Annotated in this window: 26 protein-coding genes; 21 read left to right on the forward strand and 5 right to left on the reverse strand. The window is 69.9% G+C overall.

Translation table 11 applies throughout. The features are described from left to right. Positions 1-23 precede the first annotated feature (23 nt). The 4 genes from arc (at position 24) to LY41_RS15380 (ending at position 4079) form a co-directional block, all read left to right on the forward strand. The gene (gene arc / locus LY41_RS15365) at positions 24-1838 is read left to right on the forward strand and encodes a proteasome ATPase (RefSeq protein ID WP_253864710.1); all 1815 of its coding nucleotides are present in this window, start codon (positions 24-26) and stop codon (positions 1836-1838) included. 123 nt (positions 1839-1961) lie between these two features. Continuing rightward, positions 1962-2360, forward strand: coding sequence for a hypothetical protein (locus LY41_RS15370; RefSeq protein WP_253864711.1), 399 nt, complete (start codon positions 1962-1964; stop codon positions 2358-2360). Positions 2361-2420: 60 nt separating this feature from the next. Further along, positions 2421-3359: an aldo/keto reductase gene (locus LY41_RS15375; protein WP_253864712.1), complete on the forward strand. Its 939-nt coding sequence runs from the start codon at positions 2421-2423 to the stop codon at positions 3357-3359. Positions 3360-3431: 72 nt separating this feature from the next. Continuing rightward, positions 3432-4079: a hypothetical protein gene (locus LY41_RS15380; RefSeq protein ID WP_253864713.1), complete on the forward strand. Its 648-nt coding sequence runs from the start codon at positions 3432-3434 to the stop codon at positions 4077-4079. A 7-nt stretch (positions 4080-4086) separates the two neighbouring features. Here the strand turns inward: LY41_RS15380 and LY41_RS15385 are convergent, their stop codons facing one another. After that, the gene (locus LY41_RS15385; RefSeq protein ID WP_253864714.1) at positions 4087-4596 is read right to left on the reverse strand and encodes an NUDIX domain-containing protein; all 510 of its coding nucleotides are present in this window, start codon (positions 4594-4596) and stop codon (positions 4087-4089) included. 38 nt (positions 4597-4634) lie between these two features. Here LY41_RS15385 and dop point away from each other — a divergent pair, with 38 nt between their 5' ends. The 11 genes from dop to LY41_RS15440 all read left to right on the forward strand — a co-directional run bounded on the left by dop (position 4635) and on the right by LY41_RS15440 (position 14640). After that, entirely contained in the window at positions 4635-6137 is a 1503-nt protein-coding gene (gene dop, locus LY41_RS15390; protein ID WP_253864715.1) for a depupylase/deamidase Dop, read from the forward strand. Between the two features lie 95 nt (positions 6138-6232). Next, complete coding sequence (locus tag LY41_RS15395) at positions 6233-6427, forward strand: ubiquitin-like protein Pup (protein ID WP_183787437.1); 195 nt, start codon at positions 6233-6235, stop codon at positions 6425-6427. Positions 6428-6506: 79 nt separating this feature from the next. Then, positions 6507-7367: a proteasome subunit beta gene (gene prcB / locus LY41_RS15400; RefSeq protein ID WP_253864716.1), complete on the forward strand. Its 861-nt coding sequence runs from the start codon at positions 6507-6509 to the stop codon at positions 7365-7367. 99 nt (positions 7368-7466) lie between these two features. After that, on the forward strand, positions 7467-8303 hold the full coding sequence (prcA, locus tag LY41_RS15405) for a proteasome subunit alpha (RefSeq protein ID WP_253864717.1): 837 nt from the start codon (positions 7467-7469) through the stop codon (positions 8301-8303). Between the two features lie 339 nt (positions 8304-8642). Then, positions 8643-10001 carry a Pup--protein ligase gene (pafA, locus tag LY41_RS15410; protein ID WP_253864718.1) on the forward strand — a complete coding sequence of 453 codons (1359 nt, stop codon included), beginning with the start codon at positions 8643-8645 and terminating at the stop codon, positions 9999-10001. Positions 10002-10118: 117 nt separating this feature from the next. Next, positions 10119-11102: a helix-turn-helix transcriptional regulator gene (locus LY41_RS15415; protein WP_253864719.1), complete on the forward strand. Its 984-nt coding sequence runs from the start codon at positions 10119-10121 to the stop codon at positions 11100-11102. Further along, entirely contained in the window at positions 11099-12079 is a 981-nt protein-coding gene (locus LY41_RS15420; RefSeq protein ID WP_253864720.1) for a helix-turn-helix transcriptional regulator, read from the forward strand. The genes LY41_RS15415 and LY41_RS15420 overlap by 4 nt, the downstream gene beginning before the upstream one ends. Before the next feature lie 4 nt (positions 12080-12083). Continuing rightward, on the forward strand, positions 12084-12347 hold the full coding sequence (locus tag LY41_RS15425; RefSeq protein ID WP_253864721.1) for a hypothetical protein: 264 nt from the start codon (positions 12084-12086) through the stop codon (positions 12345-12347). 14 nt (positions 12348-12361) lie between these two features. Then, entirely contained in the window at positions 12362-12757 is a 396-nt protein-coding gene (gene tatA / locus LY41_RS15430; RefSeq protein WP_253864722.1) for a Sec-independent protein translocase subunit TatA, read from the forward strand. 33 nt (positions 12758-12790) lie between these two features. Beyond that, complete coding sequence (gene tatC / locus LY41_RS15435; protein WP_253864723.1) at positions 12791-13744, forward strand: twin-arginine translocase subunit TatC; 954 nt, start codon at positions 12791-12793, stop codon at positions 13742-13744. After that, complete coding sequence (locus tag LY41_RS15440; protein WP_253864724.1) at positions 13741-14640, forward strand: diacylglycerol/lipid kinase family protein; 900 nt, start codon at positions 13741-13743, stop codon at positions 14638-14640. The genes tatC and LY41_RS15440 overlap by 4 nt, the downstream gene beginning before the upstream one ends. Here the strand turns inward: LY41_RS15440 and LY41_RS15445 are convergent. Next, on the reverse strand, positions 14603-15016 hold the full coding sequence (locus LY41_RS15445) for an MmcQ/YjbR family DNA-binding protein (RefSeq protein ID WP_253864725.1): 414 nt from the start codon (positions 15014-15016) through the stop codon (positions 14603-14605). The genes LY41_RS15440 and LY41_RS15445 overlap by 38 nt on opposite strands. Positions 15017-15142: 126 nt before the next feature. Here LY41_RS15445 and LY41_RS15450 point away from each other — a divergent pair, with 126 nt between their 5' ends. The 4 genes from LY41_RS15450 (at position 15143) to LY41_RS15465 (ending at position 20633) form a co-directional block, all read left to right on the forward strand. Continuing rightward, positions 15143-17926, forward strand: a complete 2784-nt coding sequence (locus LY41_RS15450; RefSeq protein WP_253864726.1) for a DEAD/DEAH box helicase — start codon at positions 15143-15145, stop codon at positions 17924-17926. A gap of 145 nt (positions 17927-18071) precedes the next feature. Next, complete coding sequence (locus LY41_RS15455; RefSeq protein ID WP_253864727.1) at positions 18072-18878, forward strand: DUF4333 domain-containing protein; 807 nt, start codon at positions 18072-18074, stop codon at positions 18876-18878. 85 nt (positions 18879-18963) lie between these two features. Further along, complete coding sequence (locus LY41_RS15460; protein ID WP_253864728.1) at positions 18964-20166, forward strand: GNAT family N-acetyltransferase; 1203 nt, start codon at positions 18964-18966, stop codon at positions 20164-20166. 32 nt (positions 20167-20198) lie between these two features. Continuing rightward, entirely contained in the window at positions 20199-20633 is a 435-nt protein-coding gene (locus LY41_RS15465) for a DUF4333 domain-containing protein (protein ID WP_253864729.1), read from the forward strand. 48 nt (positions 20634-20681) lie between these two features. Here LY41_RS15465 and LY41_RS15470 read toward each other — a convergent pair whose 3' ends face one another. Further along, positions 20682-21635, reverse strand: a complete 954-nt coding sequence (locus LY41_RS15470) for a 5'-3' exonuclease (protein WP_253864730.1) — start codon at positions 21633-21635, stop codon at positions 20682-20684. Positions 21636-21777: 142 nt separating this feature from the next. Between LY41_RS15470 and LY41_RS15475 the strand changes: the two genes are divergently transcribed. Beyond that, positions 21778-22923 (forward strand): M24 family metallopeptidase, encoded by a 1146-nt coding sequence (locus LY41_RS15475; protein ID WP_253864731.1) that lies wholly within the window; start codon positions 21778-21780, stop codon positions 22921-22923. Beyond that, positions 22920-23399 (forward strand): Lrp/AsnC family transcriptional regulator, encoded by a 480-nt coding sequence (locus LY41_RS15480; protein ID WP_253864732.1) that lies wholly within the window; start codon positions 22920-22922, stop codon positions 23397-23399. Before LY41_RS15475 ends, LY41_RS15480 begins: the two co-directional genes overlap by 4 nt. A gap of 12 nt (positions 23400-23411) precedes the next feature. Here LY41_RS15480 and LY41_RS15485 read toward each other — a convergent pair whose 3' ends face one another. Together LY41_RS15485 and LY41_RS15490 are read right to left on the reverse strand one after the other, a co-directional pair. After that, positions 23412-24491: a GDSL-type esterase/lipase family protein gene (locus LY41_RS15485; RefSeq protein WP_253864733.1), complete on the reverse strand. Its 1080-nt coding sequence runs from the start codon at positions 24489-24491 to the stop codon at positions 23412-23414. Between the two features lie 158 nt (positions 24492-24649). Next, positions 24650-25582 (reverse strand): short-chain dehydrogenase/reductase, encoded by a 933-nt coding sequence (locus LY41_RS15490; RefSeq protein WP_253864734.1) that lies wholly within the window; start codon positions 25580-25582, stop codon positions 24650-24652. Positions 25583-25584 lie beyond the last annotated feature (2 nt).

Here is a 25584-nt window from a genome sequence, read left to right on the forward strand (position 1 = left end):
ATGCATTCCGAGGAGGTGCCGAAATGCAACACGACCTTCCCGGTGGTCGGCACGAGGAGGCCGACTCTTCAGAACCGAATGGAGCGACCAGCGCGGGGTCTCCCGCGGACACCCCGGCCGGCGACGAGGCGAGCCAGGTCCGACAGCTGGAAGAGGAAGTCGCCCTGCTTCGCCGGAAGCTGAACGACTCTCCCCGGCAGAATCGTGTCCTCGAACAACGTCTCGCAGAGGCGACCGAGCGCGTCGAACAGCTCACCGAGCGGAACGAGAAGCTCGTGGAGACGTTGCGCGAGGCCCGGAGTCAGCTGCTGACGCTCCGCGAGGAGGTCGACCGGCTCGCGCAACCGCCGAGCGGGTACGGCGTCTTCGTCGAGGCCTACGAGGACAGCACGGTGGACGTGTTCACGTCCGGCAGGAAGATGCGCGTCGCCGTGTCGCCGAACGTCGAGGTCGGATCGTTGCAACGCGGGCAGACCCTGCGGCTGAACGAGGCACTCACGGTCGTCGAGGGCGGAGGCTTCGAACGCACCGGTGAGGTGTGCACCCTGCGTGAGGTGCTTCCTCCGGAAGTCGAGGGCGGCAGTGTCCGCGGGCTCCTCGTCGGGCATGCCGACGAGGAACGCGTCGTCTGGCTCTCGGATCCCCTCGCGGCGGAGGAGTTGAAGTCCGGCGACTCGGTCCTCGTCGACTCCAAGGCCGGATACGCCTACGAGCGGGTGCCGAAGGCCGAGGTCGAGGACCTGGTGCTGGAGGAGGTGCCCGATGTCGCGTACGAGGACGTCGGTGGCCTCTTCGGGCAGATCGAGCAGATCCGGGATGCCGTCGAGCTCCCGTTCCTGCACGCGGACCTGTTCCGGCAGTACCAGCTCCAGCCGCCGAAGGGGGTGCTGCTGTACGGCCCGCCGGGGTGCGGCAAGACGCTGATCGCCAAGGCGGTGGCGAACTCGCTGGCGAAGAAGGTGTCCGGTGACGCGAGCGAGGCGAAGTCGTACTTCCTCAACGTCAAGGGCCCCGAGCTGCTGAACAAGTTCGTCGGCGAGACCGAACGGCACATCCGGATGATCTTCCAGCGCGCTCGGGAGAAGGCGTCCGAGGGCACTCCGGTCATCGTGTTCTTCGACGAGATGGAGTCGATCTTCCGAACCCGTGGCAGTGGGGTGTCGTCGGACGTCGAGACGACGATCGTGCCGCAGCTGCTGGCGGAGATCGACGGTGTCGAAGGGCTCGAGAACGTGATCGTCATCGGTGCCTCGAACCGCGAGGACATGATCGACCCGGCGATCCTGCGTCCCGGCAGGCTCGACGTGAAGATCAAGATCGAGCGGCCGGAGGCCGAGGGCGCGAAGGACATCTTCTCGAAGTACCTGACCGCGGATCTGCCGATCCATGCCGACGACCTGCTCGAGTTCTCCGGGGACTCCCAGGCCACGTTGGACGCGATGATCCAGCACACCGTGGAGCGGATGTACGAGGAGTCCGACGAGAACCGGTTCCTGGAGGTGACCTACGCCAACGGGGACAAGGAGGTGCTCTACTTCCGCGACTTCAACTCCGGCGCGATGATTCAGAACATCGTCGACCGGGCGAAGAAGGCCGCCATCAAGTCGGTGCTGGAGACCGAGCAGGCGGGTCTGCGAGTGCAGCATCTGCTGGACGCGATCGTGGACGAGTTCGCGGAGAACGAGGACCTGCCCAACACGACCAACCCGGACGACTGGGCCCGGATCTCCGGCAAGAAGGGCGAACGGATCGTCTACATCCGCACGCTCGTCACCGGCAAGAACCAGGACTCCGGCAGGGTGATCGATACCGCGACCAACACCGGCCAGTACTTGTGACGTTCGTGGCCTCGTGATCGAGGTGCCCGTTTCGGGCGGCGCGGCCCGCTCCGGCGATGTCGGGGCGGGCCGCGCGCGTGTCGCACCACCACGGCTCGTATAACGACCTATACGATCGGGCTCATGAGTGAGGACATCCCACCCGTCGGCCCACCGGATTCGACCGCCGAAGCAGGGGAGGGGAGTACGCCGGCCCCGGTCACCGCCGCGGCGGTGCTGGCATGGCTCGAGGAGACCGCTGCGGCGGTGGCGGCAGGCGAACTCGACGCCGAGGAACTGATCGCGCTGCTCGGCGAGTTGCGGCAGGCGTCGACGGCATGCGCGAACGCGTCCGACTGGACCTTGCTCGCGGCGCGTGAAGCGGGCGCCAGTCTGCGCGAGATCGCGCCGGTCTTCGGCAAGGGGTACGTGCGGGCGCCTGCGGCGAGGCTGGAGAAGCTGCATCGCGAGGTGCTGTCGGCCGACCAGTTTCTCGAGCTGATGCGGCGCCGTGCGTCGGGCGCCTCGGAGCCAGCTGTATAACGATCTATACAGCTGGGCATTCGGCAACCACCTTCACTCCCACCCGCTACCGTGCGCCATATGGACAACATCGCACGGACAGCGGTGGGCCTCGCTTCGTTGGGGCGGCCCGCCTACATCAACCTCGGCCGCGACCCGGAACTGCCGGCGGATCGCACCGTCGACGCGATGCGCGAGGCGACGTTCGCCGTACTGGACCGTGCGTACGCGGCGGGTGTCCGCCGGGTCGACGCGGCGCGCTCGTACGGCAGGGCCGAAGAGTTCCTCGCCGACTGGCTGACCGCGCGGGGGCATGTCGACGTCACGGTGTCCAGCAAATGGGGATATGCGTACGTGGGCGAGTGGCGGCTGGACGCAGCCGTGCACGAGGTCAAGGAACACTCGCTCGCGCGGTTCCGGCAGCAGTGGGCCGAGACCCGGGACGCGCTGCCGGTCGTGCCGGCGCTCTACCAGGTGCATTCGCTGACCCCGGACAGTCCGCTGTTCGACGACCGCGGACTGCAGGCGGCGCTCGGCGAGCTCGTCGATGCCGGAGTGCGGGTGGGCTTCTCGACGTCCGGGCCGGTGCAGGCCGACACGATCCGGCGCGCACTGGACCTGACCGTCGCCGGCAGGCAGCTGTTCACCGCCGTGCAGTCGACGTGGAACGTGCTCGAATCGTCGGCCGGTCTGGCGCTCGCCGAGGCGCACAAGGCCGGTGTGCTGGTCCAGCTGAAGGAAACGCTGGCCAACGGCAGGCTGGCCGTCGACCCGCCGGAGGTCGTCGCCGACATCGCACGGGCCCACGGCACGACGCCCGACGCGGTGGCGCTCGGGTCCGCCTACGCCGAGGAGTGGGCCGACGTCGTGCTGGTCGGTCCGGCCGGCGTGGCACAGCTCGACGCGAACCTCGCGGCCGCCAGCCTGCAGCTGAGCGACGACGACCTGGAACGACTCGCCGAGCTGCGGGAGAACCCGCAGGAATACTGGGCCCGCCGGTCGCAGCTCGTGTGGGGATGACTACTGTCGCGAGCGCCCAGTGAGCGAGTCGGAGAGGACGAGACTCAGGTGCGACGCGCACGATGGACCACCATGGCCGGGCTGCCCGTGGCGATCACGCTGCTGACGGTCGTGGCCGGTTGCGCCGACCGCGAGAACGACCTGGACACGTACTACGACGACCGGCCGGCCGCCGGCGAGCGCTCCGACGACGCCGCCGCTGCGCCACGGTCCGACGGCACGCTGCAGGGTGAGACCACCCAGCAGGGCGGTGACGCGGATACGGCGCCTGCGCAACCCGCCGGACAGGGCCTGCTGCTCACCCCCGAGGACGTCCGCGAGGAAGGTGTCGCGGCGATCGCGCCGTCGAGCGCTGGTGCCGACCCCGCCGCTCCGACGTGTCTCGCGACGCTCGCCGAACAGCCGGGTGCCGTGGAGATCGACGAGCGCGCCTGGCGTTACCCGACCGGTTCCACGCTGCACCACCTCGTGACGCGCTACGAGAACAGGTCCGCGGCCGACGTACCGGCCGACCAGGTCGCGTGCAGCGGCGAGGAGATCCCGGTCAGCGGTGCTCCGCAGGGTGTCGACGCGCAGGCGTGGTGTCAGGCGGCCACCTGCACCGTCGTGATCGCGGCCGAGGACGTGCTCTCGACCGTCGAGGTGCGGGCCGCCGACCAGGGCAGTGCGACCGAGGCCATCCACCGGCTCGCGCCCGTCGCCGTCGGTAAACACGCCTGAGTCCCGGTCAGCCGTAGCGACGGAACCATTCGAGAGCGCCGAGACGGCCGTCGGGGACGAAGGTGCCGTCGTCGGCGGCCAGTCGCTCCCGTAACAGCGGCAGCGGGGTCCACCAGCCGTCGGCGACCTCCTCGGGCTGGTGGACCACGGGGCCGTCCCAGCGCACTTCGTACGTGAAGTTGTGACAGCGCAGGGAGTCCGCGGTGAAGGCCCAGGTGAACAACGGCCGTGGGGTCACTCGGTGGATGCCGAGTTCCTCGCCGAGTTCGCGGGTGGCGCAGTCGTCGGGCGATTCGCCTGCGGCGACGACACCCCCGGCCCAGCAGTCGAGCGCCGAGGGGTACACGTCCTTGGTGGCGGTGCGCCGGTGGACGTACACCGATCCGCCGTCACCGGAACGCACCAGTACGACGGCGGCGGCGTGCCACAGTCCGCGACTGCGTACATCGGCCCTGGTCGCGGCGCCGACGACGCGTGCGTGTGGGTCGTAGATTGCAACGACCTCGTCACCGCCCATGGGGTGATCGTGGCATGCGGCGCCCGTAGGGTGGTGGCATGCGGCGGATCATGGGAACAGAGGTGGAATACGGGATCGCGGTTCCGGGCGACGCCACCGCAAACCCGGTGCTGACTTCCACCCAGGTCGTGCTGGCCTATGCGGCGGCGGCCGACATTCCGCGTGCCCGGCGTGCGCGCTGGGACTACGAGGTCGAGTCGCCGCTTCGCGACGCACGGGGCTTCGACCTCACCGGCCCGAGCCAGCCCACGCAGGACAACGACGTGGAGGACCTCGGCGCGGCCAACGTGATTCTCACCAACGGTGCGCGGCTGTACGTCGACCACGCGCACCCGGAGTACTCCGCGCCGGAGGTGACCAACCCGCGGGACGCCGTGGTGTGGGACAAGGCGGGGGAGCGGGTCATGGAGCAGGCGGCGATGCGCGCCGCGACCGTTCCCGGACAGCCGCAGCTCCAGTTGTACAAGAACAACGTGGACGGCAAGGGCGCCTCGTACGGCACGCACGAGAACTACCTGATGGACCGGGCGACCCCGTTCACGTCGGTCATCACGGGGCTGACGCCGTTCTTCGTGTCGCGCCAGGTGGTGACCGGGTCGGGCCGGGTGGGGCTCGGGCCGCAGGGTGAGGAGCCGGGGTTCCAGCTCTCGCAGCGTTCGGACTACGTCGAGGTCGAGGTCGGGCTGGAGACAACCCTCAAGCGCGGCATCATCAACACGCGCGACGAACCGCACGCCGATGCGGACAAGTACCGCAGGCTGCACGTCATCATCGGTGACGCCAACCTGGCCGAGTACTCGACGTATTTGAAGGTCGGCACGACCGCGCTGGTGCTCGACATGATCGAGGCGGGGGTGCGGTTCGACCACCTGAAACTCGACGAGCCGGTGCGCGCGGTGCACGAGATCAGTCACGATCCGTCGCTGAAGGCGACCGTCGACGTCGCGGGTGGTCGCAAGTACACGGGCCTCGACCTGCAGTTCGCGTACCACGAACTGGCCTCGGCGCACCTGGAGCGGACCGGTGGGGACGAGCAGTCCAAGGAGGTGCTGCGGGTGTGGGGCGAGACGCTCGACACGCTCGCGAAGGATCCGATGGACGCGTCCGACCGGCTGGACTGGCCTGCCAAGTTGCGGCTGGTCGAGGCGTACCGCGAACGTGATCAGCTCGGCTGGGCCGCACCGCGGTTGCACCTGGTCGACCTGCAGTACTCGGATGTGCGCCTCGACAAGGGCCTGTACAACCGGCTCGTGACGCGCGGGTCCATGAAGCGCATGGTCGGTGAGGACGAGGTGCAGCGGGCGATCACGACGCCGCCGGAGGACACGCGGGCGTACTTCCGCGGCCGCACGCTGGAGAAGTACGCCAGTTCGATCGCGGCGGCGTCGTGGGATTCGGTCATCTTCGACGTCGGGCGGGATTCGCTGGTGCGGATTCCGACGCTGGAGCCGCTGCGGGGTACGAAGGCGCACGTCGGTGCCCTGCTGGACCGGACGGAGACGGCCGAGGAACTGGTCGAGGCGTTGACCGGATCGGAGTAGGAGAAGATCACCACTCCGACAACGATCGCCCAGAATCGCCCTTCCTCTGGGTAGGCTGGGCGCTACAAGCTCATCGGTGACACCGGGAGGCGGCAATGGCTCAGGAGAAGGTCGAGAAGCACGGCGGTGGCGACTCCGAGGACGAGGCCGAAGGTGCAGCCCCGGCCGGTCAGGAGCGCCGTGAGCAGATGGGCGAGGACGTCGACACGATCCTCGACGAGATCGACGACGTCCTCGAGGAGAACGCCGAGGACTTCGTACGGGCCTACGTGCAGAAGGGCGGCGAGTGACGCAGGCGCCTGCGTGACCTAGGCTCGCTGATCAACATTTCGGTACTGTCCCTTTCGTCGATGGGAACTACGAGCACGCATGGAACAGATTCCGCGCAACTCGGGCTTCGCGCTGCCCTCCGCCTACCTGTCGTCGACGACGTCGTCCTTCGCCGATTTCCTGCGTGCCGAGGCACCGGATCTACTGCCGAGCAAGCGCTCGGCCGGTATGGCCACGTCGGGCACTGATCTCGACGCGCCGCACGGTACGACGATCGTGGCGGCGACGTTCAACGGTGGTGTGCTGATCGCAGGCGACCGGCGTGCGACGAGTGGCAACCTGATCGCGACCCGCGACATGGACAAGGTGTACGTCACCGACGCCTATTCGGCCGTGGGTATCGCGGGTACGGCGGGTATCGCTCTCGAACTCGTCCGGCTGTACACCGTGGAGTTGGCGCACTACGAGAAGATCGAGGGTGTGTCACTGTCGCTCGACGGTAAGTCGAACAAGCTCGCGACGATGGTGCGGGGCAACCTGGACGCAGCGATGGCGGGGCTGGCGGTGGTCCCGTTGTTCGTCGGCTACGACATCGAGGCGTCCGATCCCAAGCGGGCGGGGCGCATCGTCTCGTTCGACGTCACGGGCGGCCGGTACGAGGAGAACGCGGGTTTCCACTCCATCGGCTCCGGGTCGGTGTTCGCGAAGTCGGCGATGAAGAAGCTCTACGACCCCGATGCCGACCAGGACGGCGCGGTGCGGGCGGCGATCGAGTCGCTCTACGACGCCGCCGACGACGACACGGCCACCGGTGGGCCGGATGTGGCGCGCAAGATCTATCCGAGCGTCGTCACGGTCACTGCCGAACACGGTGCCGTGCAGCTGCCCACGGAGGAGACCTCGGCCATCGCGGAGGCCGTCGTCGCCGACCGGGCGGCCCAGCAGGACTGGCGCGGCTGATCCGGGTGCCGGGTCGCATACGGCCCGGCACCGGACCGGTTCGCGCCCGGTTCCCCACTCGTCAGCTTCACATCCCCGAACAGAGCGGAGCCAACGCAAGTGTCGATGCCGCTGTACGCCTCGCCCGAGCAGTTGATGCGGGAGCGTTCCGAACTCGCACGCAAGGGCATTGCCCGCGGTCGGAGCGTCGTGGTGCTCAAATACCGGGGCGGAATCCTGTTCGTGGCGGAGAATCCGTCGCCGACGCTGCACAAGGTGTCGGAGATCTACGACCGCATCGGGTTCGCAGCGGTCGGCCGCTACAGCGAGTTCGAGAGCCTGCGCCGGGGTGGTATCCGGCACGTGGATCTGCAGGGGTACCAGTACGACCGGCGTGACGTGAGCGCGCGGGCACTGGCCAACGTCTACGCGCAGACGCTGAGCACGATCTTCACCGAGCAGCTCAAGCCGTATGAGGTGGAGATCTGTGTCGCCCAGGTCGGGGCGAGCGCCGATGAGGACGAGCTGTACCGGCTGACCTACGACGGCTCGATCGTGGACGAGCCGCAGTTCGTCGTGATGGGCGGGCAGACGGACGCGATCAACACGAAGCTGAAGGACACCTTCTCCGACGGCATGGAGATGGCCGATGCCGTGCGGATCGCGGCGGAGTCGTTCCGCCCGTCGAAGTCCGGCAGCGGTACGAACGGGAGCAGCGCGTCCGGGAGCGGCGCGTCGGCGTCGGCATCGTCGGCATCGTCGGCATCGACGTCGGACAGTGAGCCGAGCAAGCTCGAGGTCGCCGTGCTGGAGCGTGAGCGGCCGGGGCGGAAGTTCCGTCGCATCACCGGTGCCGCCCTGGATGCCTTGCTGCCTGCGCGTACCGAGGCCGCCGACAGCAGCGACTCGGGTTCCGAGGACGGCGACTCCGAAGGGGACGGGAAGGCATCCAGCTGACCTGGCCGGTGTCGAGTGCCGGTCGGTGGCTGGGCCAGAATCCCTTGGGCGCGTAGGTGCCGCTGCCGACGAACACGAGCCACACGAGTGCGCGCGTGCTGTGTCCGCCGACCGGGTGATCATGGTCAGCGCGTCGTCGGCGCGGGTGTGGGCAGGGCGGCGCTGCGGGCCATCAGCCTGCGGTCGGGGCGGCCGGCACGCTGAAGTGCGGCGACGCGACGGAGCAGGGGCGGAGTCATGACCGACATGCCGTCGTACGGCGCTGTGGGGCCCGTGTCGGCGTGCGGTCGCACGCGATTCGTTCCCCAGTTCCGGGCTTTCACCGCCTACCCTTGAGGGATGCAGCGGCGGATCTTTGGGATCGAAACCGAGTTCGGAGTGACCTGCACGTTCCACGGGCAGCGCAGGCTCTCGCCCGACGAGGTGGCGCGGTATCTGTTCCGGCGGGTGGTCTCGTGGGGCCGGTCGTCCAACGTCTTTCTGTCCAACGGCTCCCGGCTCTATCTCGATGTGGGTTCGCATCCGGAGTATGCGACGGCCGAGTGTGACGACCTGACGCAGCTGGTCACGCACGACAAGGCGGGGGAGCGGATTCTCGAGGACCTGTTGGTCGACGCCGAGCGCAGGCTCGCGGACGAAGGCATCGGCGGCGACATCTTCCTGTTCAAGAACAACACCGACTCGGCCGGCAATTCGTACGGCTGTCACGAGAACTATCTGGTCACGCGTGCGGGCGAGTTCTCGCGGATCGCCGATGTGCTGTTGCCGTTCCTGGTCACCCGCCAGTTGATCTCGGGTGCGGGCAAGGTGCTGCAGACGCCGCGGGGTGCGGTGTACTGCCTGTCCCAGCGGGCCGAGCACATCTGGGAGGGCGTGTCGAGCGCGACGACGCGGTCCCGGCCGATCATCAACACGCGCGACGAGCCGCACGCCGATGCCGAGCGGTACCGCAGGCTGCACGTGATCGTGGGCGATTCGAACATGGCGGAGCCGACGACGCTGTTGAAGGTCGGTACGGCGCATCTGGTGCTGGAGATGATCGAGCAGGGGGTGCAGTTCCGGGACTTCAGTCTGGACAACCCGATCCGCGCGATTCGCGAGATCAGCCATGACATGACCGGTCGCAGGCAGGTGCGGCTCGCCGGGGGCCGGGAGGCGTCGGCGCTGGAGATTCAGCGTGAGTACTACGCGCGGGCGGTGCAGCATGTCGAGGAGACCGGTGCGAGTCCGCTGATGCACCGGGTGGTCGATCTGTGGGGCCGGGCGCTCGACGCGGTCGAGCAGCAGGACTACTCGTTGGTCGACACCGAGATCGACTGGGCGATCAAGCACCGGTTCGTCGAGCGGTACCGGGCCAAGCACAATCTCGATCTCTCGGATCCGCGGGTGGCGCAGCTGGACCTGGCGTATCACGACATTCGGCGTGGCCGGGGCGTCTTCGATCTGTTGCAGCGCAAGGGGCTGGTGCAGCGGGTGACCGATGACGGTGAGGTCGAGGCTGCCAAGGACACGCCGCCGCAGTCGACCCGGGCGAAGCTGCGTGGTGATTTCATCGCGGCGGCGCAGCAGGCGGGCCGTGATTTCACCGTCGACTGGGTGCATCTGAAGCTCAACGATCAGGCGCAGCGGACGGTGCTGTGCAAGGATCCGTTCCGTGCCGTCGACGAACGGGTGGATCGGTTGATCAACTCGTTGTAGCCCGGATCGTCCGGACCCGGCCGCGTTCGAGCATCTCCGGCAGGCCGGCGGCGGTGGCCACGCCGCGCTGGGGAGACCTCTCGGAAACGTGGCTCCGGGCGAGCTAGGGTGGGTGAGGTGTCCACCGCCCGTGCAGAACGCCTGGTCAACCTGGTGCTGGCGCTGCTGTCCACCCGGCAGTACCTGCCGGCCGAGCGTATCCGCGGGATTGTTCCCGGTTACGGGGATGCGGCGAGTACCGAGGCGTTCTTCCGGATGTTCGAACGCGACAAGGCCGAGCTGCGTGAACTGGGTATCCCTCTGGAAACGGGTTCCAACTCCGCGTTCGACCCCGAGGGGTATCGCATCGCGCGCCGTGATTACGAGCTCGGCGACATCGACCTTGCTCCCGATGAGGCGACGGCCGTGGCGCTCGCGGCGCGGCTGTGGGATTCGCCGGACCTGACCGGGCAGGCCCGCGGCGCGCTGGTGAAACTGCGCGCCGCGGGCGTCGAGGTCGACGATCAGGCGCACGCCATGGTCGAACCGCGGGTGCACACCGAGCCGGCGTTCGCGCCGCTGCTCGCGGCGGTACAGCGCGGCGAGGCGGTGCGGTTCGACTACCGGCGTTCCGATTCGCCGGAGCGGCGCACGCGCACGCTCGAACCGTGGGGCGTGGTGTCGTGGCGCGGCCGGTGGTACGTCGTCGGCCACGACCGCGACCGGGATGCGCCCCGCTGCTTCCGGCTCTCGCGCATCAGTAGCGAGGTGGCGGCGACGGGGGACCGGGCCGCGGTGCGGCGGCCGGACGACGTGAACCTGCTCGACTTCGTGGCGGGCACGTCCGTGAGTGACGACGGTGCCTCGGCCACCACGGCTCGGCTGTGGCTCGCCGAGGGAAGGGCCGCCGGGATCCGCCGGCATGCCCGGGTGCTGGATCGCCGCTCGATCGACGGTGAGGACGGCGAGGTCGTCGAGATCGAGTTGCAGCACCCCGAAGGTGCCGCGGACTGGATCGCGGGACACGGTCCGGACGCGGTCGTGCTGGCCCCCGACGTGCTGGCCAAGGCCGTACTGGACCGGCTCGAGCGGGTCGCCGCACACGAGGAAGGGATGCGATGAGCGCGGCAACCGAGCGCATGCCGAGGCTGCTCGCTCTCGTGCCGTACCTGCTGGCCCGGCCCGGGATCCGCATCGACCAGGCGGCGCAGGACTTCGACGTCACGCCGAAACAGTTGCGCAAGGACCTCGAGCTGCTCTGGCTCTGCGGACTGCCCGGGTACGGTCCCGGCGACCTCATCGACCTGTCGTTCGACGGTGACACCGTGTCGGTCACGTTCGACGCGGGCATGCGCAGGCCGCTGCGGCTCACCGGTGGCGAAGCGAGTGCGCTGGTCATCGCGTTGAAGGCCCTCGCCGAAACGCCCGGCGTCGTCGACACCGACGCCGTCGGCCGGGCGATCGCGAAGATCGAGGTCGCGGCGGGGGCCGCCGAGCCGGCAGGGGTCGTCGTCGGTAGCGGGGTCCGGGAGCACGAGGCGACCACGCGGACGCGGGAAGTGCTCCGGGAGGCGCTGCTGCACGGGCGCGCGATCCGGATGCGGTATTACGCGGCGTCGAACGACCGGATGACCGAGCGCACGGTCGACCCGATGCGGTTGCTCATCGTGCAGGCGCACAGCTATCTGGAGGCGTGGTGCCGCCGCGCCGAGGACGTGCGGCTGTTCCGGCTCGACCGGATCGACGAGCTGCACGTGCTCGACGAGCCTGCGGCCCCACCACCGCACGCCCGCCATGCCGACATCTCCGACGGCGTGTTCTCCGCACACGAGAGCTATCCCGAGGCCGACCTGGTGCTCGAACCCGATGCGCGGTGGGTCGCCGAGTACTATCCGTGCGAGGAGCTGGCCGAGCTCGAGGGCGGCAGGTTGCGCGTGCGGATGCGCTACGGCGACGAATCGTGGATGGTGCGGCTCGTACTGGGGCTCGGCGGTCGCGCGACGGTGGAACGGCCCGGTGAACTCGCGGTGGCCGTCCGACGCCGTGCCGAAGCCGGGTTGGCACGAGCACGTCACCTGTCGATCATCGGCCCACAGTAGGCTGGTGGACGTGTTCTACGTGCTGAGTGCCGCCGCGGCCGGTGCCGGGCTGATCGTGCTCGCCGTCGCCCTGCTTCGAACGGCAGGGACGGCGAAAGGGCTCGGCCGCGCCGCCGCGGCGATGCGGGTCGACGTGGAATCCCGCACGGGTATGCTCCGCGCTCGCGCGGCCGCGGTCGGTGTCGCCGTCCGCGACCTTCGTATCCGACGTGTTCGAAACGGTTCGGCATCGGTACCCGAGCCCGTACGATCGGCCCTGAACGAATAGGGAGGCCACCCACTATGAACGCCTTGCAGCCGTGGCATTTGATCATTCTCGTGCTGGTTGTCGTGGTGCTGTTCGGCGCCAAGCGCCTGCCGGACGCGGCCCGATCCGTCGGCAAGTCCATGAAGGTCTTCAAGGCCGAGACCAAGGACATGCGCGGAGACCGGTCGGAGGACGAGGACTCGACGGAAGCCGGCACGACGACGGCGGACGCCAAGCAGATTTCGAACCCGACGGTCAAGGCCGACGCCGAAATCGCCGATGACACCCCCGCCGGGACCACGGCGGGCGGTACCACGGCGACCGGGACCACGGCGACCGATTCCAAGGACGACCAGGTGGAGCAGCTGCAGCGCCAGCTCGACGAGCTCAAGCAGCAGCAGGCTGCCGAGCAGGCGCCGAAGAACGGCTGACCGCACCCGAACGGATCGAGAACGGACGCTTTCGTGGGAGACACCTCCGCACAGCGCGAGGGCCGGGGCGGCAAACGGAAGACTCGGAACCGTCGGCACAACCCCGACGGCACGATGTCGCTCATCGAGCACATCTACGAGTTCCGCCGCCGAGTGGGCTATGCGCTACTCGCCCTGATCGGGGGCGGGATCATCGGGTTCCTGTGGTTCGGGCACGGCATCGGGCCGATTCCGACCCTCGGCGACCTGGTCACCGAGCCCTATTGCGCCATCCCGCAGGAGCAGCGCTACCCCAAGGGCGGGGACTGTCAGTTACTGCAGACCGTGCCCTTCGAAGCGTTCATGATCCAGATGAAGGTCGGTCTCAGTGCGGGGGCCGTCCTGTTCTCACCGCTGTGGCTGTACCAGCTGTGGGCGTTCATCGCGCCCGGGCTGTACTCCAAGGAGCGCAAGTACGCGATGACGTTCGTCGCCATCGCATCCCTGCTGTTCACCGGCGGCGCGCTGCTGGCCTACTTCATGGCCCCGCACGCGCTGGAGATCCTCACGACCTTCGGCGCAGGCGAGTTCGCCACGTGGTTCACCGGTGACAAGTACATCTCGTTCGTGCTGTCACTGCTGCTGATCTTCGGTGTCAGCTTCGAGCTGCCGCTGCTGATCATCATGCTCAACCGGGTCGGCGTGGTGCACTACGCGACGCTGAAGAAGTGGCGCCGCGGCATCATCATGATCATGTTCGTGTTCGCGGCGTTCGTGACGCCGGCGGATCCGTTCTCGATGATCGGCCTGGCCGGCGCATTGTGCATCCTGTTCGAGATCTCGCTGCAGATCACGCGTTTCCACGACCGCAAGCTGGACCGCAAGCGCGGCGCCGAGGGCTGGGACGAGCTGTCCGACGACGAACCGGCCCCGTTCGAGTACACCCCGAGCACCGCGGATGACGGCACCGACGGCGGTCGCCGCGGCGGCACCGACGACATCACGTGACCGGGGGGCCTCGCGTAGCCCTGGCGTTCCACCCCGGATCCGGCAGGGGAGCGGCCGCGCGGCTGGCCGGGGCGGTCGCCACGCGGCTCCGGCCGCACGTCGCGCGCCTCGACATCGTCGAGGGGGCTCGGCAGCGACTGGACGCGGCGCGGGATGCCGGGCTCGACGTGCTGGTCGTCGTCGGCGGTGACGGCTCGGCGCACCAGGCCGTGCAGTTCTGCGCCGACACGCCGGTGGCACTCGGGCTGATTCCGTCCGGCACCGGCAACGACCTCGCTCGCGCCCTCGACGTGCCCACCGATCCCGCCGCGGCCGTGGACGCGCTGATCGACGCGTTCCGCACCGGTCGGCGGCGTCGCTTCGACCTCGGCAAGGCCGGCGACACGTGGTTCGGCACCGTGCTGTGCAGCGGTTTCGACGCAGCGGTCAACGACAGGGCGAACCGGCTGCGCTGGCCCCGCGGTCCGCGCCGCTACGACGTCGCGATCGCGGCGGAGCTGGCCTCGTTCCGGGCCCGTGAGGTGCGGATCGCCACCGACACCGACGAGGTCACGCTGCCCGCGATGCTCGTCGCCGTCGGCAACACGTCCTGGTACGGCGCGGGCATCCCGGTCTGCCCCGGCGCCGATCCCGCCGACGGGCTGCTCGAGGTGACCGTTGTCGGCCGGGCGGGCTCCCGCGAGCTCGTGCGGGTGCTGCCACGGCTGCGTACCGGTCGCCACGTCGAACATGCGGCCGTGACCACCCTGCAGGCCCGTACCGTCGAGGTGGCCGAGGTCGGGTCGCGTGCCGGCGACGGCCGAGGTCCGTGGCCGGTGTTCGCCGACGGCGACCCGCTCGGCACGCTGCCCGTGTCGATCAGCTGCGTGCCGCAGGCCCTGACGGTCCTGGCCTGACCTGCTCCTCGGCCAGCGCCTTCCAGCCGAGTCGCTCGCGCGTCGCCCGGGGCAGGTTGGCGACGACCAGATCGTAGGAGTCCTCGACCAGATCGAGGATCAATTGCTCGGGGAGCGAGCCGTCGTCGAGCACGACCGTGTTCCAGTGCCGCTTGTTCATGTGCCAGCCCGGCGTCACGGCCGGATACGAGGCCCGCAGTTGCAGCGCGAGTTCCGGTTCACACTTGAGGTTCACGCTCAGCGGGGTGCGGCCGAGCGCCGACAGCGCGAAAATCTTCCCGCTCACCTTGAACACACTCACGTGCTCGTCGAACGGGAACTCCTCGCCGGCACCCGTGAATGCCAGGCACGCCGCCTTCAGCCGCTCCGGGGTCATGACCGGACGGTAGCGCCGCCCGCAGACATCAACCGGCACGCCCCTGCACGCTCCTGTGCACTCTCGCTCGGTACGGCCACGGAGCGCCTCATGCGGGTACGACCGCCGATGTGAAACCCTGACCCCGTGGACTCATCCGCCTCTCCCAGCCCGGCCGAGGCGTACGCCGCAGCCCGCCGGCGCAGCGACCACCCGCAGCTGGCCCGGTTCGCGGCGGAGCTGGCCTTCGAGTTCGACGACTTCCAGACACGGGGGTGCGAGGCGCTCGAGGACGGGCACGGCGTGCTGGTGTGCGCGCCCACCGGTGCCGGCAAGACCGTCGTCGGCGAATTCGCCGTGCACCTCGCACTGGCCGAGGGCCGCAAGTGCTTCTACACGACGCCGATCAAGGCGCTGTCGAACCAGAAGTACACCGACCTGGCCGAGCGCTACGGCGCGGACGCGGTCGGTCTCCTGACGGGCGACACCGCCATCAACGGCAACGCGCAGGTCGTCGTCATGACCACCGAGGTCCTGCGCAACATGCTGTACGCGGGGTCGGCCACGCTCGACGAGCTGGGCTACGTCGTCATGGACGAGGTGCACTACCTCGCCGACCGGTTCCGCGGCGCGGTGTGGGAAGAGGTCATCCTGCACCTGCCCGAGTACGTCCGCGTGGTCGGACTGTCGGCGACCGTCAGCAACGCCGAGGAGTTCGGCGAGTGGCTGGTCGCCGTCCGGGGCGACACGGCGGTCGTGGTCGACGAGCACCGGCCCGTGCCGCTGTGGCAGCACATGATGGTCGGGAACCGGCTCATGGACCTGTTCGTCGGCGAGGAGCACGGCGACGAACCGAAGATCAATCGGCAGCTGCTCCGCCGCGTCGAAGAGGTCGCTCGGATGCACGCACCCGCCGCGTTCGGCGGCGGGCGGGGCAAGCGCGGCCGTGACCGGGGCAAACCGCGTATGCCGCGGTTCCGGCCACCCTCGCGCGTCGACGTCATCGACCGGCTCGACCGTGCCGGGCTCCTGCCCGCGATCACGTTCATCTTCTCCCGGGCCGGCTGCGATGCGGCCGTCGGCCAGTGCGTGCACTCCGGCCTGCGGCTCAACAACCCGGAGGAGATCGCCGAGGTCCGGCGCATCGTCGACGAGCGCACGGCCGACCTGCCCGAGTCCGACCTGGGCGTGCTGGGCTACTGGGAATGGCGGGACGGGCTCGAACACGGCGTGGCCGCGCACCACGCGGGCCTGTTGCCCGCGTTCAAGGAGACCGTCGAGGAGCTGTTCGTCCGCGGCCTGGTCAAGGTCGTGTTCGCCACTGAGACCCTGGCCCTGGGCATCAACATGCCCGCGCGCACGGTCGTGCTGGAACGGCTGGTCAAGTACAACGGCGAAGCGCACGTCGACCTCACGCCCGGCGAGTACACCCAGCTGACCGGGCGTGCCGGGCGCCGGGGAATCGACGTCGAGGGCCACGCCGTCGTGCTGTGGCAGCCCGGCGTCGATCCGCGCCACGTGGGCGGGCTGGCCTCGACGCGCACCTACCCGCTCAAGTCCTCGTTCCGGCCCGGCTACAACATGGCCATCAATCTGGTCGGCCAGTTCGGTGCCGAGGCGGCCAGGGAGCTGCTGGAGCAGTCGTTCGCGCAGTTCCAGGCCGACCGCGCCGTCGTCGGCACGGCCAAGCGGATCGAGCGCAACAAGGAGGCACTCACCGGCTACGTCGAAGCCGTCTCCGGCGACTTCGACGAGCTGCTTTCCTACGTCGAGCTGCGCAAGAAGGTCTCCGACCGGGAGAAGTACCTGGCCAAGCAGAACAGCCAGCACCGGCGGGCGGAGGCGGCGCAGTCGCTGGAGAAGCTGCGCAAGGGCGACGTCATCCTCGTACCGTCCGGCCGCCGTTCCGGCCTGGCCGTCGTGATCGACCCGGGTGTCGACACGGTGCACGAGCCGCGCCCCGTCGTCGTCACCGAGGACCGGTGGTCGGGCCCGCTCTCGGCGGCCGACTTCCCGTCGGCCGTCGAACCGCTGGGACGGGTCAAACTGCCCAAGCACGTCGAACTGCGCTCGCCCAAGGTGCGGCGGGACATCGCCTCGTCGCTGCGCAACACGGGGATCGAGAAGCCTGCCGCACAGCGTAAGCGGTCCGGGGCCAACGACGACGAGCAGCTCGCGGAGCTGCGGCAGCGGATGCGCAGGCACCCCGCACACGGCCTCGCCGACCGCGAGGCCAGTCTGCGCTGGGTCGAGCGCTATCAACGGCTGCAGGCCGAAACACAACAGCTCGAACGCAAGGTCGCCGCGACCACGCACTCGCTGGCCCGTTCGTTCGACCGGATCTGTGCGCTGCTGACGGAACGGGGATACCTCGACCGGGACGAGTCCGGTGACAGCACCGGCACGGACCGGGTGACCGAGGACGGCATGCTGCTGGCCCGCATCTACAGCGAGTCCGACCTGCTGGCTGCCGAGTGCGTGCGCAGGCACGTCTGGCACGGCCTGTCGGCACCGGAACTGGCCGCGGTCGTGTCGTCGCTGGTCTACGAGGCGCGGCGGGACGCGATGGCCGAGCCGAAACTGCCGCAGGGCGCGGTGTCGAAGGCGTGGCAGGAGACCGTGACGCTCTGGAGCGAGCTGACCGAGGACGAGCGCAGGCACCGGCTCGATCGCACCAGGGAACCGGACGCCGGATTCGCGTGGCCGGTGTACCGGTGGGCGCGCGGCGAGTCGCTCGAACGGGTGCTCACCACGTCGGAAGCCAACGGGCAGGAGCTCACGGCCGGCGATTTCGTCCGGTGGTCGCGGCAGGTGATCGATCTGCTCGATCAGCTGCGCGTCGTACTGGGCAAGGAGCACCCGGTGGGCGGGGCGGCGGCCAAGGCCGTCCGGGCCTTGCGCCGTGGTGTCGTCGCCGCGGGCGAGGTGTGACGGGGGCGAGACGGCGCGCCCGGTGACCTTCACACACCCGCTACACGGCGTTGTGGTTGGATCGCACGCGATACACGGACGAGAATGCCCGACACGGCTGCGCAGGTGACGTGGTGGCCGGGTGATGATTGGCGGAGGCAGGACGATGAGCACGCCGTACGGAGGCAACGACCCGCAGCAGTGGGGCCAGCAACCGCCTCCGGGTCCGCCGTCCGGTGGTTTCCCCGGGCAACCGGGTTACGGCCAGCAGCCACCCCCGCAGCCCGGTTACCCGCAACAGCCCGGCTATCCCCAGCAACCCGGTCAACCCGGTCAACCGCCGCCCGGCCAGCCGGGACCGCAGCCGGGATACGGGCAGCCCCAGCCCCAGGGATATCCGCCGGGCCAGGCTCCGCCGCCGGGACAGCCCGGTCAGACCCCGCCGCCGGGGCAGCCGATGCCGCAGCAGCCCGGCCAGTATCCGCAGGGGCCGCCGCAGGGCGGTGCCCCTGGCACCGCGCCGTACACCCAGCCGGGCGGCCAGCCCCCACCTCCGGGCTTCACGCAGCCCGGCCAGGCCCCGCCGCCGGGCCAGCCGTACGGCCCGCCGCCCGGCGCGGGTGCGCCCGGCCCGGCGCCGCAGAAGCCGAAGAACAAGTCCGGCAAGGGCATGTGGATAGGATTGGGCGCCGTGGTTCTCCTGGCGATCGCTGCGGCGGCAATACTGTTCTGGCCCATCGGTCTCGCCTCATCGACGGTCTTCGACGCGGAGGCGATGAACCAGGACGTGCAGCGGGTCCTCACCGACAACTACGGCGTCGAAGGCGTGCAGAGCGTGTCGTGCCCGGAGGACCAGCCGGTCACCGTCGACGAGACGTTCACCTGTGACGTGAACGTCGAGGGTGAAACGCGGCAGGTCACGATCACGGTCAAGAGCGAGGACGCCCGGTACCAGGTCGGCAGGCTCCAGTAGCCGCCCGCCACGGATGTCGCCACCGGGGTTCGTCACAGTGGAATCCGGTGGCGGGTAGCCCGTGCTGTCGGAAATGATCGGTGGCATGACCGACCACGACGTCCGGACCCTGGCCGACGACGAGTTACGCACGGCGCAGGATCTGTTCCGGTCCACGCTGCACGTCAAGCCGATCACCGACGAAGAGTGGCCCCAGGTACGCGCCGCCGTGCAGGACGGGCCGACGCTCGGCGTCACCGACGGTGAGTCGGGGGCGCTCATCGGCACCGCCCGCTCGTTCGAATCCGCCATGACACTGCCCGGCGGGGCAGGTGTGCCGATCGGTGGCGTCACGCACGTGGGTGTGCGTGCCGACCGCACCCGCCGGGGTGTGCTCACCGAACTCATGCATGCCCAGCTGACCGACCTCGCCGAGCGTGGCATGGTCGCCGCGGGCCTCCACGCGTCCGAGACATCCATCTACGGTCGGTTCGGCTACGGTGTCGCCACCTGCGCGCGTGACTACACCGTCGACCGGCGGTTCGCGCGATTCCGCTCCGATGCACCGGTGGGTGGCCGGGTGGAGATCCGCACCGTGGAGGCGGCGATCGAGCTGTTCGCCGACGCCTATCCGCGGACGGCGACCCGGCCGGGCATGCTGACGCGGCCTGCGGGCTGGTGGGCGCAGCTGCGCCGGACCCTCGAGAGGCAGGACGGTCCCGTCACCGCGATCACCCACGAAGGTGCCGACGGTGTCGACGGGTACGCCGTCTACTCCGTCGACCGGCCCCAGCCGGGCCCGGCGACGCTGAGACTCGTCGACCTGCAGTGCGCCGGCCCCGAATCGTTCGCCGGGCTGTGGCGGTACCTGCTGTCGGTGGACCTCGTCCACGACATCACTGCGAGCGGACGGCCCCTCGACGAACCGCTCGAACTGCTGCTCACCGACCCGCGCGCCGTGTCGACGATCGCGCAGTTCGACGACCTGTGGCTGCGGCTCATCGACGTGCCGACGGCACTGGCCATGCGCACGTACGCGGGAGAGTCCCTCGTGCTCGACGTGACCGACCCGGTGCTGCCCGGCAACGACGGGTGCTATCGCGTCGGCCCCGACGGCGCCGCGCGCACCGAGGACCCGGCCGCGCTGCACCTCGACGTCGACGCCCTCGCGATGATCTACCTCGGTGCGTGGCGGCCGTCGCAGCTGGTCGACACGGGACGTGTCCGTGCGTCAACGCCCGGTGCTGCCCGGCAGGCGGACCGGTTGTTCGCGACATCTGCCCCGCCGTGGTGCGGTACCTTCTTCTAGCCCACAAGAGATCAACAGGGAGATGAGGGGTCGTGGGGAGACGTCCGGTTGCGGTGGTCGCGGCCATCGCGTTCCTGGGCCTGCCGACGGCGTGCGCCGAGTCGACCGGTGACGAGGAGTCGGGGCCGGCGACCACGTCGGCGGCCCCGACCACGGCGCCGTCCACCACAGTGCCGTCCACCACGGCGAGCACGGGGGAGACGTCCGCCGGTGTGTCGTCGCCGGTACCGAGCCCGACCGAGACCGTGCGCCGTTTCGACGTCGAGGTGATGAACGCCGATGTGCGGCGTGTGGTGACCGAGGACTACGACGTGTCGGGCGTGCGTGACGTGTCGTGTCCGCGCAACGAGCCGGTCGAGGTGGGCGCCTCGTTCGTCTGCCATGTCGAACTGGCCGACGGCGAGCGCACGGTGACGATCACCGTGGAGACCGAGAAGGGCCGGTACCGGGTCGGTGTTCCGGAGTGACGTGCGCACCGGCCCGGGGCGACGTCCGGCCGAGCCGGTGCGCGGGCGTCAGGCGCGGTATGCGGCGAGTGCGTCGAGCAGCCGGGTCGCCGAGCCGCCGAGGTTCCAGCGTTCGGCCAGGTTCCGGACCCGGGGTTCGTCCACGGCCCCGGCCGGGACGACGTCGGCACCGGAGAACGTGACCGGGGCGTCGGCGGCGACGCGCACCACGGTCGGCGCGGCCGCGAGATACTCGGCGGCCTCGTTGAGGCGAGTGCGTGTCTTCAGCGGCAGTTCCGGACTTTCCGCGCGGGCGGCCTCGATCACGGCTTCGAACGAGCCGAACCGGGTGATGAGCTTGGCGGCCGTCTTCTCGCCGATACCCGCGACGCCGGGCAGCCCGTCGGACGGGTCGCCGCGGAGCATCGCCATGTCCGCGTACGCGGCTCCGGCCCGCTCGGCGGGGACTCCGTACCGCTCGGCGAGGCTCTCGGGGTCGAGGATGTCGGCCTTGGCCCAGCCCTTGCCGACGTAGATCACCGAGGCGGCGGTCGGCGCGGTCCGCACGAGCTGGAACAGGTCCCGGTCGCCGGTGATGACCTCGACGGCATCGGTCGTCTCGCGCGCCGTCAGCGTGCCGATCACGTCGTCGGCCTCGAACCCGGACGCTTCGGCGACGGCCAGTCCGGCCGCGTCGAGCAGCTCGAGGATGATCGGCACCTGGGGGCTCAGCGTGTCGGGTACTTCCTCGACGTCCGAGCCGGTGCCGGTCTCCTCGGCGACGCGGTGTGCCTTGTAGCTCGGCAGCGCATCGACCCGGAACTGCGGCCGCCAGTCCGCGTCGAGGCACGCCACGAGCCGGGTGGGCCCGCGGTCGGTGAGGATGCGGGCCACGGTGTCGGCGAACCCGCGGACCGCGTTCACGGGTGTGCCGTCGGGAGCCGTCATCGACTCGGGCAGGGCGAAGTACGAACGGAAATACAGGCTCGCCGCGTCCAGCAGCGCCACGGAACCGGTGCTCACCGCTACAGCCTGCCATGCACCGCCCCGCGGTTCGCGCGCCACACGTGCGGGTGTCGCTCGAAACGGGGGAGGTGTGCGGGTGTGCGGGTGTGCGCTCGCCCGCACACCACCCCGCGCGGGGGCGCTCGGTATTGTCGGGATCATGTCCCGCCGATCGCTGCACACTCCCGCGCCCGATGCCGCCACACTGCGGTCCCGCCTCGACCGTGCCGGCACGGCCGCCGCCGATGCCGGCACCGACGCGCTGCTCATCGCGCCCGGTTCGGATCTGCGCTATCTCGTGGGCCAGGCCGGCGGTTCGTTCGAGCGGCTGACCACGCTGGTGGTGCCCGCAGGTGACGCCCCGCCCGCGCTGGTCGTGCCGAAGCTCGAACTGCCCGGCTATTCGGACGTGCCGACCGACGAGCTCGGCATCGACGTCATCACCTGGGTCGACGGCGACGACCCGTACCGCCTCGTCGCCGACCGGCTCGGTGCTCCGGGCCGCGTCGCCGTGAGCGACATGATGGCGGCACTGCACGTGCTGGGCGTACGCGGGGCCGTGCCGGGTGCCGAACAGGTGCTGGCCGGTCAGGTGCTGCGCGAGCTGCGGATGCGTAAGGACGCCGCCGAGAGGGCCGCACTCGGCGAAGCGGGCGCCGCGATCGACCGCGTGCACGCGCGGATGGGTGAGTGGTTGCGTCCCGGCCGCACGGAGGCCGAGGTCGGCGCCGACATCACCGCGGCGATCCTCGAGGAGGGTCACACCTCGGCCGAATTCGTCATCGTCGGCTCGGGGCCCAACGGTGCGAGCCCGCACCACGACGTGTCGGACCGGGTCATCGAGCCGGGCGACGTCGTGGTCGTCGACATCGGAGGGCCGATCCCGGAGGGCTACAACTCCGACTCCACCCGCACCTACGCCGTCGGCGAGCCCCGGGACCCGGATGTCGCGGCGACCTACGCGGTCCTGCAGCGGGCCCAGCAGGCGGCCGTCGACGCGGTGCGCCCCGGGGTCAGCGCCGAGTCGGTGGACGCGGCGGCCCGCGACATCATCGCCGACGCCGGATTCGGCGACCGGTTCATCCACCGCACGGGCCACGGCATCGGCCTGGACGTGCACGAGGAGCCGTACATCGTCGCGGGTAACGAGCTGCCGCTCGAAGAGGGCATGGCGTTCAGCATCGAACCCGGCATCTACACGGCCGGGCACTGGGGCGCGCGGATCGAGGACATCGTCGTCGTGACCGCCGACGGCGCCGAATCGCTCAACACCCGCCCCCACGAGCTGGTCGTGCTCGACCGATGACGGCATCCGGGGCGAGCACACCGGCCTCCGGCGGGATGGAGCCGCTGGACAAGGCGATCGTGGCGGAGCTGTCGGCCGACGGGCGGCGGAGTTTCACCGACCTCGCCGAGCGGGTGGGCCTGTCGGTCTCGGCGGTCCATCAGCGGGTGCGCAGGCTCGAACAGCGTGGCGTCATCCGCGGCTACACGGCCAAGCTCGACGGTGAACAGATCGGCCTCCCGCTGACGGCGCTGATCTCGCTCACGCCCAACGACCCGGCCGCCCCCGACGACTATCCACAGCGACTCGAGCACATCCCCGAGATCGAGTCCTGTTACTCGGTGGCGGGCGACGAGTCGTACATCCTGCTCGTGCGGGTGCCGTCACCGCTGGGGCTGGAAGACCTGCTGCGGCGGATTCGCGAGGTCGCGAAGGTCTCGACCCGCACGACGGTCGTGCTGTCCACGCCGTTCGAAGGGCGTTCGCCGACCCTGTGACGGCCCGCGGGCTCAGCGGCCGTGTTCGGCGGTCACCGACGCTGCGGGGTGGAGGTCTCCGTCGTCACCTTCCAGGCATGCGGCGGCGTTGTCCGTGGTGGCCAGGAACTCGCTCAGGCAGCCTGCGAACTGGCGGTGCCCGCGGGCGTTCGGATGGAACGACTCCTGAATGGCGTGGCTCGCCCGATCGGCGTGTTCCAGATCGGACCAGCGGACGGTGAACCGCGTGAACCATTCCGAGCTCGTGTCGTCGCCGCCGCTGCACGCCTCGTGGCCGCGAGCCGCGCGGGACATGTCGAGGAACCGGGCATCGGCTTTCGCGGCAGCGCGACGCAGGCCCGCAGCCAGGTCGACGGCCCCGGTGTCGCGGACCCAGCGCAGGTCGGGTTTGCGGAACGGGCAGCCGTCGAGGTTGCGCAGGCTTTCCGGCATGTCCGGCCCGATCGGCGAGGCATAGGACTGCAGCACGAGCTCGTAGTCCTCGTCGCGGTAACCGGCCTCGCGCAGGACGGTGTGGATGTCGTTCAGCGCCTCGGCGACCTTCGGGATCATCGCCTCGACGCGCGATTGCCAGTCGGACCGGATGTTCTCGTTGCACGGCGCCGCCTCGTCGGAGAACCAGGCGGTGAAGCACTGCGAGATCAGGCGGGAGAACTGCGGATCGTCATTCGCGCCGATCCCGACGACCACCGCTGCGACCCGGTGATCCTTGACGAGCTGTTCGAGCTGCTGTGCCTGCGAGGGCTCGGTCCACTGCTTCTTGTCGCCGAGGCGGATGTGCTTCGACGCGGCACCGGAACAGGCCAGGTTGACGTGCTCGGTGACGCCCCGCAGCTCGATGTCGTTGACCAGCGCGTTCGGAGAACGGTGACACCAGTTGCCGTCCTTGCCGTCGGTGGCGGCGGTGTAGTCGCCGGTGCCCTCGCCGGAGATCGTGCTGTCGCCGATCGACACGACGGTGAGCGGTCCGCGTCCGGGCGGGCCGGTGCGATCGTCGGGTGCTTGATCGGCAGTCATCAGCACGAACATCGCGATCAGCAGGGACACCCCGGCCAGCGCGCATGCACCGAGCCACCAGCGAGATCTGGCCATCGCTGCGATTCTACGGTCGATGGCGTTGCGTCCGGATACGGCGTGATGCCGAAGCGGTCTCGGTCGCCTCGTCGCCGGTGAGCCCGGAACCGCCGGGGTGGCCGGACACGACGCAGCCCGCGAGGATCACCTCCGCGCGGAGCACCGGGTGCGGCGGGTCAGCGCACGGCCGAACGCGAGTCGCTGCTGTGGGTTTCGAGATCACGTACGAGCGCGCGGGTGTGCGGGTCGGCGGTGAGGTAGGCGTCCGCGAGGACGTTGACCACTCCACGGAGTAACGCCCAGGGGCGCCAGCTGCCGGGAGCCACATCGGCACCGGCTCGGCGAGCGATCGCGCGGTCCAGGACGGCCGCCGCCTGGTCCGGGCTGATGCGGGTGCGGAGCGGAGCGGGCAGCCGGTCCTGCAACGCCTGTCCGAACGGGTGGTCGTCGAGAGTTGCGCGCGCCAGCGCCGTGTCGACGAAGCCGAAGTACACGATCCCGGCGGTGGCGCCGTGTCCGGCGAGTTCGAGTCGCAGCGCGCGTCCGAGCTGTTCCACGGCGGCTTTGCTGACCATGTAGGCGGCACCACCCGGGCCGGGCGTGAACGCCGCGCACGAGGAGAGCACGACGATGTGCCCGCGGCGGGCGATGACCTCGCCCGCCGCGGCCTGGATCGTGTTGAGGGTCCCGGTGACGTTGACCTCGACGACGCGGTCGAACGCAGCGGGCTCGACCTGGCGCAGAGTGGCGGGCGGAGGAGTGATGCCGGCTCCTGCCACGACGACGTCGACGCCCCCGGTGCGCTGGGCGAGCTCCCGTACCGCGGCGTGGACCGCAGGCCGGTCACCGACGTCGGCCTGCGCGGTGACCACGCGTTGTCCGCCCAGGGCATCCACGGCTGCGGCGAGCCCGTCGGGGTTGACGTCGACGAGCGCTACCGTCGCGCCGCGAGCGTGCAGGCGCCGGGCCAACGCGAAACCGATGCCGTCGGCACCGCCGGTGATCAGCACGACTTTCCCTGCGACGTCGAGCGCCGCCCTGCGGACCGGTAGGGGCACACCGAGATCCCGGATCGCGGTGAGCAGTGTGGACGGTGTGCGTATGGGCATCG

It is taken from the genome of Prauserella halophila (genome assembly GCF_024171895.1).
Lineage (GTDB): Bacteria > Actinomycetota > Actinomycetes > Mycobacteriales > Pseudonocardiaceae > Prauserella > Prauserella halophila.